10 protein-coding genes and 3 pseudogenes are annotated in these 11881 nt (G+C 59.3%); 7 read left to right on the plus strand and 6 right to left on the minus strand.

All coding sequences use genetic code 11. The features are described 5' to 3' along the window. Positions 1-874 (plus strand): annotated as a pseudogene (locus tag EDE12_RS20790) (transposase); the annotation flags it as partial. A gap of 23 nt (positions 875-897) precedes the next feature. On the opposite strand, the gene EDE12_RS20795 reads toward EDE12_RS20790, so the two are convergent. Genes EDE12_RS20795 through EDE12_RS20820 form a run of 6 tightly spaced genes read right to left on the minus strand, consistent with a single transcriptional unit; the run spans position 898 to position 7032 of the window. Beyond that, positions 898-2727, minus strand: a complete 1830-nt coding sequence (locus EDE12_RS20795) for a hypothetical protein (protein ID WP_134188280.1) — start codon at positions 2725-2727, stop codon at positions 898-900. Positions 2728-2765: 38 nt separating this feature from the next. Then, positions 2766-3968, minus strand: coding sequence for a glycosyltransferase family 4 protein (locus EDE12_RS20800; protein WP_026597742.1), 1203 nt, complete (start codon positions 3966-3968; stop codon positions 2766-2768). Continuing rightward, the gene (locus EDE12_RS20805; protein WP_051592318.1) at positions 3953-4603 is read right to left on the minus strand and encodes a class I SAM-dependent methyltransferase; all 651 of its coding nucleotides are present in this window, start codon (positions 4601-4603) and stop codon (positions 3953-3955) included. Before EDE12_RS20805 ends, EDE12_RS20800 begins: the two co-directional genes overlap by 16 nt. A gap of 4 nt (positions 4604-4607) precedes the next feature. After that, entirely contained in the window at positions 4608-5006 is a 399-nt protein-coding gene (locus tag EDE12_RS20810; RefSeq protein ID WP_166671915.1) for a GtrA family protein, read from the minus strand. Further along, positions 5003-5707 (minus strand): class I SAM-dependent methyltransferase, encoded by a 705-nt coding sequence (locus tag EDE12_RS20815; protein ID WP_051592317.1) that lies wholly within the window; start codon positions 5705-5707, stop codon positions 5003-5005. Before EDE12_RS20815 ends, EDE12_RS20810 begins: the two co-directional genes overlap by 4 nt. Positions 5708-5709: 2 nt before the next feature. Further along, positions 5710-7032, minus strand: coding sequence for a glycosyltransferase family 2 protein (locus tag EDE12_RS20820; protein ID WP_024882131.1), 1323 nt, complete (start codon positions 7030-7032; stop codon positions 5710-5712). Positions 7033-7780: 748 nt separating this feature from the next. Here EDE12_RS20820 and EDE12_RS20825 point away from each other — a divergent pair. The 6 genes and pseudogenes from EDE12_RS20825 to EDE12_RS20845 form a co-directional block, all read left to right on the plus strand. Continuing rightward, a pseudogene (locus EDE12_RS20825) lies at positions 7781-8199 on the plus strand (IS5 family transposase); the annotation flags it as partial. 483 nt (positions 8200-8682) lie between these two features. Next, entirely contained in the window at positions 8683-8868 is a 186-nt protein-coding gene (locus EDE12_RS22400) for a hypothetical protein (protein ID WP_245275690.1), read from the plus strand. Between the two features lie 21 nt (positions 8869-8889). Next, positions 8890-10005, plus strand: coding sequence for a group II intron reverse transcriptase/maturase (ltrA, locus tag EDE12_RS20830; RefSeq protein WP_245275689.1), 1116 nt, complete (start codon positions 8890-8892; stop codon positions 10003-10005). 106 nt (positions 10006-10111) lie between these two features. Further along, positions 10112-10525, plus strand: a pseudogene (locus EDE12_RS20835) (IS5 family transposase); the annotation flags it as partial. A 92-nt stretch (positions 10526-10617) separates the two neighbouring features. Continuing rightward, on the plus strand, positions 10618-10911 hold the full coding sequence (locus EDE12_RS20840; RefSeq protein WP_083967421.1) for an SDR family NAD(P)-dependent oxidoreductase: 294 nt from the start codon (positions 10618-10620) through the stop codon (positions 10909-10911). A gap of 30 nt (positions 10912-10941) precedes the next feature. Beyond that, a protein-coding gene (locus EDE12_RS20845) for an IS6 family transposase (protein ID WP_245275688.1) occupies positions 10942-11614 on the plus strand; the annotation gives its coding sequence in 2 pieces (ribosomal slippage) (positions 10942-11193 and positions 11195-11614; 672 coding nt in all). Positions 11615-11881 lie beyond the last annotated feature (267 nt).

The following is an 11881-nucleotide window of genomic DNA, read 5'->3' on the forward strand; positions in this document are numbered from 1 at the left end:
TTCAGGTTGCCGACCGCTGGCATCTGATGGAAACGCCAGCGCCGCCTTCCTCGGCGCCGTGCGCAAATCGATGCGCTGCATACGATCCGCGCTCGGAGCGACGTTCGTCGACCCGGCACTGCTCACCGCCGCGGAGAAGCTTCAATACGAGGGCTATCTGCGCCGCGAAGAAGTCAACGCCGCTATTTTTGCGCGGGCCGAGCGTGGCGCGTCGATCAAAGAGATCGTGCGGGAGACGGGCAATAGTCGCGGGCTCGTTCGAAAGATTCTGCGCGGCCAGCGCTCGGAAATTTTCCGTACGCGGGAGAGTTCACTCGAGCCGCATCTTCCATGGCTCGACGCGCAATGGGCCGCCGGCTGTCACAATGGCGCTGAACTGTGGCGACGTCTCCAAGCTGCCGGCTTTCGTGGATCCTTGCGCGTCGTCTCCGAATGGGCGGGCCGGCGCCGCCGCTCGGAAAAGATGGACGCGGCTGGCTTGCATCGAACGCCCTCGGCGAGGACCATTGCACGCCTGATGACGAGTGGCCGGGACGCGCTGTCGACGACGGAGACGCTCACAATCGCAGCAATTGAGGACAGCGTTCCTGCTCTTGCCGAAGCGCGCGCCGCCGTCGCCGCGTTTCAAGCCACGATCCGCAAGAAAGCCGGCGACGACCTCGACGGCTGGATCGACCGTGCAAAAACCGGCCTCCTGGCTTCCTTCGCGAGCGGCGTCACAAAGGACCGCGCCGCCGTCGTGGCGGCGATCACGAACGTTTGGTCGAACGGCCAGACTGAAGGCCAGATCACCCGGCTGAAGTTGATCAAGCGCCAAATGTATGGGCGCGCAAAACTCGATCTCCTCGAAGCCCGGCTTCTCGGAGCGGACTGACGAAAAACTGCACCAGAATTGCGTCAGAGCCAACGCGCCCCGCCGACTGACATTCGCGGGCTGATTTCGGCGCCGCAGCCTAGATCCGCCATGAGCTTTCGCTTCTTTTTACGAACGTCATCGTCGACTTTCGTCGCCTCATCGTGGCGCGAAATCCCGAGCGATGTTGCATCTGCGCTTTCGAACAGAGCAACCTTGCTCTTCGCGCAGATAAGGTGAATCTGCTCATCCGCGAGGTAAGTAAGATCGAGAATTTTCGGCCTGTTTCCCAGGAACGGATCATTGCGAACGAGGTCTTCGACGAAAAGAAGTCCAGATTTGTCGACAATCACGAAATCCGCATCAGTGCGGCTGATCACCTCGGCGGCCCTTGCATAGGGTTGGACGAAGCGTTCGGCTTGAATGACGTGGACCGGAAGCAGAATGATCGCGCCGATAGCGCAACCGATTGCGAGCATTGCTCCGGCCTCCGGCTTTGCGCGGCCGCTTGTGCGCGTAGAGAGATCGATCCATCCATAGGCCGCGAGCAGCGAAAAATTCCCGAGCAGCCCATGCATATAGCGATATCCCCAGCCATGACCCTGATAGGGAAGGACGACGAACATGGCGATGAGAGTGAGGCAAATGCCTGCAGCCAGCTCCCAGGCGATTCCGGAGCGGTCGCGTATTTGCTTGTAGGAGAGAAGGACCAAGGGAAGAAGAACCGGGTTCTGCCAAATGACGAATCGCAAAATGTTCTTCGCCATAAGGTCGGCGCCCGACCATTGAAAACTCGTCAGAAGAGCTACAACTCGGGCAATAAAATAAACAAAGCCGACTTCGTCCGACGCGTCCATAGAGACGCCGCCCCATAGGGCGAGCAATTGCCAATAGCTGATCCAAAAAAGGAGAACGATCGCATAGCTGACGATATACGCCGTTGCCATCGTTCGTCGCTTCGATCTCCAGAGACGCAGAATGAAGGGCGCCGCAAAGAGCGGGTGGAAGATCGCTTGATGCAAACCGATCGCGAGCGCTCCGACGATGATCGCAGCCGCGTGTCCGGCTTCGTCGTCGCGGACAAAGAGCCAGAGCCAGAGCATATCGAGGGCGAGATGGGCGGTCATCGCGTAACTCGTCATCGAACCGACGAGAAGCTGCGAGGATGTGGCTGTTATCGCGGCGGCGACGAGCGCTGGAGCCGCATCTGAAGGCCAAAGGCGCCGCGCGACAGCAAAGACTGCGATAACTGCGAAGGCGGCGAGAAGCGGATTGGTCGAGGCCGGATCGACAAAGCCGCCCACCGCTCGCAACGCCGCGTTCACCGGCAGATATGCGGAAACGAAGCCATCAACCCGGTCGATAGGGACCATGAATGCCGGCGCGAGCGCAGACGCAAGGGGCCGATGTTCTGGAGCGATGGACGCGATCAGATGGCCGGAGCGGAAAATCGTTGCGTCGAAGTCCGCCAAGATCTCGTCACGTGACAGATGATAGTCGTGGAACACCAAATGAGTTCCTACGACGCCGCAGATCAGGACGAAGAGCGCGAGCAGCGTCACGGCCATGTTGCGTCGAGATCGATCGTCGAGATCGATGAAGCTCCGGTGCAACTTCGGCCGTGCAATAGCTACAATTGCGAGAAGAATGGCAACGCCGACAAGCCATAGTGCGTCCTGGCTGCGGAAAAAATATGTCGTCAACCATACAAATTTCGGCTGCTTCGCTGTGGCGATTAGAACAGGTTCCGTCATAGACGAGATGATTACCCCGAAAAAAATGATCGCGGTCGAAATGATCGTCACGCCCTTCAAAGTGAGGAAAAATGACGAGTTGCGGCCTTCTGTATCGGAAGCAGTATCGAGATCAAACATAATTTTACCTCTATTATCGGTGCTTCGGCTTTGACGGTCTATGGCTTCGGAAACGCGACCAAACCACGCAAAAGCGTCGCGTAGTGCTCTGCAGAAGCGCGCCAGGAATAGCGCGAGCGACAAAATTCGGCGCGCGCGACGCGCGATTGCCTTCCATTCTCCCCAGACTCGAGCAGGCGAGAGGTCGCCGCCCCGAGCGCCGCCGCGGTTGCTTTCGGCGTCTCGACGTCGATAGCTATCGTAGTCAGGAATGGTTCGGCCTCTTTGTCCGCGGCAGCGGTGTCGGCGCCGCAGACGATAGGCAGACCGCAGGCGAGCGCTTCCTGTATTACAAGCGGAAAGCCTTCACCGACACTCGGCAACAACAACACATCGGCCGCACGATAGAGCAATGCGAGAGACGGGCCGACCAACTCTCGAAACACGCGTATGTTCGGCAGCGTCCATTGCGAAGGATCAATGTCTCCCCAACCAGCGAAGACGAACAAGACGTCGTCGCGTTCGCGCGCCAGATGTTCGAGGTGAAGCAAGCCCTTTTTTTCTACGAAGCGCCCGACGAAGAGTGCGATAGGCGCGAAGGGGGGCAGACCAAGATCGGCGCGCGCCGTCGCCTTGTCTGCTTCACATTCAGGAGGGAAGAAAATCTCGGTGTCGACGCCGTTGAAGATGAGTTGAGGCGTGCGCGGACAGTGAAGCGTCTCGAAATAGCGCCGCGTCAAATCGCTGATGAAGACGATCTGGTCGGCTCGGTTCAGAACAGGTACAGCGATGACTCGATTGGCCACCGCCATGAGCGATCGGAGAATGAGATTGCGATACGGGACGATCCCGATGTGTTGCACGACGAGGAAAGGCTTGCGATAAAATCGAGATGCGAAGAGTGCGGCGACGCTGGTCAGATAGAGCGCGTCATGAACGAGAACGACATCGGCGTTGCGCACTTCGGCAAAAATCGAACGAATAGCGCTCGGAAAAGGAAGCGGATAGGGAATTTTGGCAGTGAGTTCGACGATGTTCGAGGCCGGTAGCCCGCGCCGCTCCGGGTTCGATGTCTCGTCACGAAAAGCCTTTTTGTCGGTCGCGAGCCAGACGATTTCAAAACCCAGCGGCGACAAGGCTCTCGCCAATGCGCCCGCGACGATTTCGACTCCGCCGCGATGCTCTTCGAAGTAATGCGACAGCATTGCGAGTCGGATGACCGGACGGCACATCTCGTGGCCAGTCGTCAAATCGGTCGCCATTTCATGCTCGTTTCGAGGCGATTGGGAAAGATGACTCGCTCGACGCCGTGACGATATTCGCCGTCGGAGACGATTTCGCACGCATAGCCCGCGCCACTCGTGAGCGTACGCCAGTCTTCGGCACGCAGATAGCAGGCGCTCACCATTCCATTGAAGGGAAGATTGCCGATGAGATCGAGCGCCGCGAGCCGAGCATCGTCGAACAGGCCCTCAGAAAGATGGTCCTTGATGTAGAGAGGACCTGTCCCGGCGACGCGTCGACATTCGCGCAGCAATGGAAGGCGAAGCGGAGTTGGAACATGATGCAAAACATTGAAGAGAATGACGCAATCGAAGGATTTGTCCGGAAACGGAAGCGTGCAGCCGTCATAAACGGCCGTTTCGATGTCGAGCGACGGTAGGTATCGGTTCTCGACGTCTATGGAGACGATGTGATCCAGCCCGAACAGCGATTTGATCGTATAGGCGAGAAGCCCGGTTCCTCCGCCGACATCGAGCGCACGTCGATGCGATTTATCCCATGCGCGATGGAGATTGGTTAGCGCCACATATTGATAGGCTGGCTTACGCCAGGAATAGATAGGCGCATGCGGCGCCATGCAGCGTGTCAAATCGTCGAGCGTAAAGCATTCCATGAAATTACCCCCGATTCGCGGAACGCGTTTCATGGAAGGGCGTGACGGCTCGTGACAACGCCCATCTCGTGCATAAAAAATTCCAGAGCGTTATGAAAATTGTGGCGACGGGTGCGGAGATCGCTGTGGGAAGATTGCCGAAATCGCCGAGGAGATAGAGAGAGGCGAACCAGAGCGGATAGTTGGCGAGCATCGCCGCAGCGTAGCGCGCCAAGGAAGCCCAGGACGCCGGCGCGTCGAATGTGATGGAACAGTGCAATCTGTACCCGATGATGAGTATGGGTCCAAATGCAAGAAGTGTCGCCCAGACATAATGGATGCCGACCAAACTGAAGCCGACAACCGACAGGTTGTTGAGAAGCGCGCAGAATCCGCCGACGAGCATGAAACGCGGCAATCTCATGGCGAGATCCGGGTCGGGCGACACAGCATCAGATAGACGCATGCATTGTCGCGCGTGACCCATTCCGGGGTTATCGCGTCTTCAATCAAGGCGCGTAGATTGAGCGCGATAGCGAGGGTTCGAGCGAAGAAGCGGCCGAGGACTGGCAGTTTTACGATGGCGTGGTAGCCGCAGGTCAGTCTGAGCAACGTCGTCCAGGCGGGTAGCCCGAGCAGAGGCACACATTCGATGGTTTCAAACCCGTGCTCGGCGAGTTCGGTCAGGAGTCCGAGTCGCGTCCAGCGCCGGTAGTCCTCAGGATGAGGATGATAGAACCAATTGCCATGGGTCGACAAGACTAGCCGACCATCGGATCGCAGGAGCCTGCGCGCTTCATGAAGATAGGAGCCGACGTTGGGAACATGCTCCAGAACTTGAAACGAGACGACGAGATCAGCGCTCGCGTCGAGCGCGTCGACGCGGCCGTTCTTATCGATCGTGATTTCCGCATCGGCGAAATCCGCTCCGAGATACGATGCGCCGTGAGCCTCGAAGATCGGCTGATACGGCTTGGAGCCGCATCCGAAATCCACGGCAATCGCGCCGGGCTTCACGATTTGCGCGGCGACCTTCTCGATACTGACGCGCATCGCTCGGAGCAGCAGCCAGTCCGTGTCGAAGATGCGGGGACGAAGACGGCGCTGGGCGCTTTCGGCGATCATCTTCACCTGCCTCCATTTGCAGCTCGATCGGAGGCGGTTTCGTCGCAATTGCGGCCGGCTGCGTTCAGAGTGGCGATAGGCGCGCGAGTGGAATGTCGCTGTGCATCGGACCAGTTCTTGGCTTCTGTTCGGTCGACGAAATTCGCTTCGTGACCATTGACGATCGCGAGCAGGAAGCCAGCGAGCGCATTTTGAGCGCCGATGACGATCAACGTCGTACCGACGACAGCGGGTAGAACCGTGCCGATGGGCTCGAAATTGCGACTCGACCAATAGCCGAAAACAGAGAGGAGAATAGTGAGACCGAGCGTGAAAAAGAGGCTCCCAGCGACGAGCATGGTCTCCAATGAGAACCAATCGACGACCTTGTCCTCCCACCAAGCAGGGGGACGAAAGCCTTGGCGGCGGCCATAGAAATGCGTCGCTGCAGCGAGAACTGTGCCGGTGTGTCCGAGGCCGAGCAGCGAGCCGGCGAGAATGATCCAGTAATTGCCAAAAGGCGACTTATTTTCCGCGAGGGCCGCGACGCCGGTCAGCGCCCATATCCCCAAGGAAAGCGCTATGGCCAAAATGGCCGGCACAGCGAAGGCCCAGGCGGGGCTGAACATGAGAAGATAACGCAGATGCCGCCATCCGTCGCGCCACGGCCGCAAATGCGAGGGACGATCGCGCCGATCGCGATGGAGCGTCACGGGCACTTCGAAGATTCGCTGCTGTTTGAGCGCCGCCTTAATAATCATCTCGCTGGCGAACTCCATTCCACGGCCGGTGAGATCGAGTCGTTCGAAGCAGGGGCTCGTTATGGCGCGCAGACCACAATGGGCGTCGGTGACGCCTGCGCGGAAAAACAGATTCAAGACGAAGGTGAGCGCGGGATTTCCGATATGGCGATTTTTCCAGGGCATCGCTCCCGGTTCTATACGCCCTTTGAAGCGCGAGCCGATGCAAAGATCAGCGCCCGCGTCGAGGCGGCGCACCATATCGACGGATTCGCGAAAATCATATGAGCCGTCCGCGTCTCCCATCACGAGATAGGCGCCATTGGCGGAGCGTAGTCCTCCGATGAGCGCAGCGCCATATCCCGGCTGCTCGACGTCGACGACCCGCGCGCCGAGAGCGCGCGCGATCAACTGACTGCCGTCTCGGCTTCCATTGTCGGCGATCACGATCTCGCCGGATAATCCGAGCTCGTGACTCATCGTCTCGAGCGCGTCCCGAGCATTGGCAATGCAGACGGGCAGGCAGCGAGCCTCGTCGAGACACGGCATCACGATCGATACGTCGATCTTGGTGGACGCGCTCCCTAGAACATCGACCTGCGTCATGATCAGAAGTCTCTGACAGCCATGCTCACGTTATGCTGAGAGATTGGTTAGTATTTCGTTAAAAACGGCGACAACCCGTCCGACCACGAGTTGGCTCGATGGAAATCGCTGGAAGCCGTAAGTCACTTCAAGACGACGCGCGCGACGCTTTCATGGGTTGAAATCGACGACGAACGATCGCCTCCGACGCCCGACTGATGTGGAATTTGTCGCAAGGGACACGAACGAGGCGGAGCGGCAACCTCGGGAAACAGAGAGGCGGACGATGGGCTGTAGGTCGAAGCGCGGGACAAGGCGCGCGCCTCCACCAGACGCTGGAGATTGGCAGCCCTCAGTCGGGGTCCCTCCGCAGAGGGACGACCAGCGCTCGGCGCACAGGTCATCGACATCGAAATCCACGCGCTGGAACAGGAAATCTCTCGGCCGGTCCGAGAATTATTTTGAGGTCGCGCGGACGCGAATGGACGATCCGACATCCGACGGCGCCGTTCGTGTCACTCTGCCGGTCTGGTGGGTCGGCGCGGGCGAAGGGCGCCGCGCCGACGCGCGAGGCCGCCATCGACGGGATGGCGCCCGATTGGCAGGGGTGGCGGAGGCCATCGCGCAGATTCTGTGTCGGGCGCCCGGGCGGCCCGAGATTTCGTCGAACGGACGTTATGGAACCCTTAGTGTCGGTCCGAAGACAAGTTGAATCGGATGAATCGCTTGTGATTCAATAGAGGCGGCCTGATTCTCGCGGAGACCGCCGATGTGGACGAATGAAAATCGCACGCGCTACGATCGTAGCAAATTGCGCTACCCGAGCGACGTGACGGACGCGGAATGGGCGCTCGTCGGACCGCTGATCCCACCGGCGAAACGGGGCGGCGGGAAGCGCACGGTCGAGATGCGCTCGATCGTGAACGGCTTGATGTATGTGCTCTCGACCGGCTGCCAATGGCGCGCGATCCCCAAGGATTTGCCGCCCAAGAGCATGGTCCATGGCTATTTCGATCTTTGGACATACGACGGAACGCTCGATCGCATCCATCATGCTCTGTACGTGAAGTGTCGCGAAGCGGCAGGGCGCGAGGCCAGCCCAACAGCCGCGGTCATCGACAGCCAGAGCGTGAAGAGCGCAGAAAAAGGGGGCATCGCATCGATCCGCATGGCTACGATGCAGGAAAAAGTGCGCCTCGAAGGCGCGTATCACCAGTGGAGGTAGGTTCCACCCAGAGAGTTGTCGATTGATCTGGGTAGCTGACGAGCGGTTCGGTTGGGGGACTGGCCGGACCGAAGCCTCGTGACAAAGGCCGCCATGGGCGGTTGAGCGATCCGGCGGGCCGTAACGCGAGTGAAGTCCGAGCAGGCCTCGAAAGAGTCGATGCAGACGCCGACCCGTCTTTTTCCCGGGGAAGGCCGCGCAGATGGGGAAGAAATCGACGCAAGCACCCGTCTGGTCTGCCGGGGTATTGGACACAGCACGTCGGAATGGTGATGCGAGCAACGAGGGAGACCCGTGCGGTCGAAGGTCACGGCTTCAACGCCGCTTCTGGCGGCGGACCGGACGGGAGTCGGACAGGGCCATAGTACTGTCGAAGCCGGGCAATTCCGGCGGAGGGAAGGACCCTGACTTCTGGCGTGCTTTCGAAGATGGCGAGGAGAGGGTGATTGGCGATGAGCCTTGAAACGCCCGACAAGATCAGGAGTCTTCAGAGAAAGCTCTATTGCAAGGCGAAGGCAGAGCCCGCCTTCCGCTTCTATCTGCTCTACGACAAGATTTGCCGCGAGGACATTCTTCTTCACGCCTATGAACGCGCCCGCGACAAAGCGCTCCGCCGGGTGTGGACGGGGTGACCTTCAATCGAGGCGTCGGGCGTGGAAGCGTGGCTCGCGGGCCTGCGCGAGGAACTCGTGTCGAAGACGTATCGGCCTGATCCGGTGCGGCGGGTGACGATCCCGAAGCCAGGGGGCGGAGAGCGCCCTCTCGGCATCCCGACAATAAGGGATCGGGTTGTTCAGACCGCCGCCAAGATCGTGCTCGAGCCGATCTTCGAGGCGGACTTCGAGGACAGCGCCTATGGCTATCGCCCGCGCCGCAGCGCGGTCGATGCGGTCAAGGAAGCACACCGGCTGGTTTGCCGGGGCTACACCGACGTCGTAGACGCCGATTTGTCGAAATATTTCGACACGATTCCGCATTCGGACCTCCTCAAATCGGTGGCCCGACGCATCGTCGACCGGCACGTGCTACATTTGATCAAGCTGTGGCTGAAAGCGCCAGTCGAGGAGCGGGACGGCGACGGGAGACGGCGCATGAGCGGCGGAAAGAGCAGCAGGCGCGGCACGCCTCAAGGCGGGGTCGTCAGCCCAATGCTCTCCGTGATCTACATGAACCGCTTCCTGAAGCATTGGCGTTTGACCGGACGGGGCGAGGCTTTCCGCGCGAACGTCGTCAATTACGCCGACGACTTCGTCATCCTCAGCCGCGGATATGCGGAGGAGGCCTTGGCGTGGACGAAGGCAGTAATGACGAAGCTCGGGCTGACGATCAACGAGGTGAAAACCTCGCTGAAAGACGCTCGACGGGAGAGTTTCGACTTCCTCGGCTACTCCATCGGCCCCCGTCACCTTCCAAACGGAGGCCGACGGTACCTCGGCGCGAGTCCATCGAAGAAGAGCATATTGCGGGTCAAAACGAAAGTCAGCGAGCTTTTGCGGCCGAGCAACAAGGGCGCGTGGCCGATCGTGCGCAACCGGCTGAACCGGCTTTTAGCCGGATGGTCGGCGTATTTCGGCTACGGCTCCTTGGCGTCGGCCTATGAGGCCGTTGATCGGCACGTCTACGATCGCGTGATGTGCTTCCTGTGCAGACGACACAAGGCGCAAGGACGAAGCATGCGCCAATTCCCGCGGGACCATGTCCTTGGCGAATTGGGAGTATTGCGTCTTCGGCGTGGGCGCCAAGTGTCGCCGGCGAGTGCTTTGCGATGAAGCTGGTCGGAAAGCCGGATGCGGGAAATCTGCACGTCCGGTTTGATGAGCGGGGAAGGGAAACGGAGCGCGATCCAACGCGTCACCGCGCCCTTCCTCGACTCTACAGATCAAGGGCAAGAAGCGGCACATTCTCGTCGATACGATAGGCTTGCTGCTTCACGCGCTCGTTCATCCGGCCGACATTCAGGATCGCGATGGCGGCGTTCTGGTCCTGCGCACGATGTTTGGAAAATTCCCGTTTCTGCAAAAGCTGTTTGCCGACGGCGGCTATCAAGGCCCGCAGTTCCGCGACGCGCAGAAGAAGGCCTTGCCGTTTGTCGACACCGAGATCGTCAAGCGCTCCGATGCGGCCAAAGGTTTCAAAGTGCTGCCTCGCCGATGGGTCGTCGAAAGAACCTTTTCTTGGCTCGGTCGCTGCCGAAGGCTGGCCAAGGACTTCGAAAACCTCAATCGCAAGGCGCTGGCGTTTCTTCACCTCGCCTCCATCCGCCTCATGCTCAGAAGGCTTTGTAATTAAGTATGAGGTTCACGGACAGACTCTTATATTCCTCGCGCTCGTAGGTGGCGGATCATTCGACCACATTTGCCGTCTAGCAAGGAGGCACCCGAATGGATCTTCGGATACCGGACAGAACCGCTATCGTCTGCGGCGCCTCTCGTGGGCCAGGGATGGCCTGCGCCTGGGCGCTCGCCAATGAGGGCGTCCATGTCACACTCGTCGCTCGTCGCGCCGAAGCCTTGCAGATAGCTGCCGAACGAATTGCTGAGGCGACGGGAAAACAGCCCGGCTTCGTGGTCGCAGATGTCGGCACGGCGCAGGGGCGCTGCGGTCCAGGCGTTGAATACAGAGCCCGACATCCGGCTCTGTCGCGAATTTTTCTCACGGGCCGGTTGGGGCTATGATCGCGGGGCCGGGGCAGGCGGAATAGAGTGATGATCGATTTCAATGGCAGCCATTTTGAACGCGACGTGATCCTGTGGGGCGTCCGGTGGTATGTGGCGTATCCGATGAGCTATCGTCAACTCGAGGAAATGATGGAAGAGCGAGGCGTCGAGGTCGACCATTCCACGCTCAACCGCTGGGTCGTCAAATATGCGCCTTTGCTTGAGAAGCAGTTCCGCGCTCGCAAGCGCGCGATCGGATCCAGCTGGCGTCTCGATGAGACCTACGTGAAAGTCAAAGGCTGCTGTGAAATATCTGTATCGGGCCGTCGACAACGCAGGCGCGACAGTCGATTTTCTGTTGACCGCCAAGAGGGATCGCAAAGCCGCGTTGCGTTTCCTGCGTAAGGCGATCGGCCAACATGGCGGGCCGGAGACGATCACGATCGACAAGAGCGGCGCCAACACGGCGGCGATCGAAAGCTACAATGCGGAGCATGAAGCGGACATCGAAATCCGGCGCATCAAATATCTCAATAATATTGTCGAGCAGGGCCATCGAGCGATGAAGCGAGTGACGCGGCCGACGTTGGGCTTCAAATCATTTCGATCGGCTGCCGCGACACTCTCGGGGATCGAGCTCATGCATATGATCCGAAAGGACCAGTTGCAGACCAGGGACGAATTGCGTCCAGCCCAGCAGTTCTATGCGCTCGCGGCGTGAGCCGCGTCACTCTCACGCGTTCATCGCGTCCATAAACAAAATTTGCGGCAAAGCCAAAATTCGCGACAGAGCCGGTTCATTCAACAAATTTCGGCCGATTCGGGAATCCCTCGACGTGAGACAGTCTCTCAGAGGGTTCGTATTAGGTAATGCTGCGGAAAGAATTCCACCAAAAAGCATGATAGGTTTTTAGAATGCTAGTCATTTGGCGGAACTGTGAATGACCGCACTTTGGGTGAAGCGATTCACCCAAAGTGCGGTAGCCGT

Source organism: Methylosinus sp. sav-2 (assembly GCF_004366495.1).
Lineage (GTDB): Bacteria > Pseudomonadota > Alphaproteobacteria > Rhizobiales > Beijerinckiaceae > Methylosinus.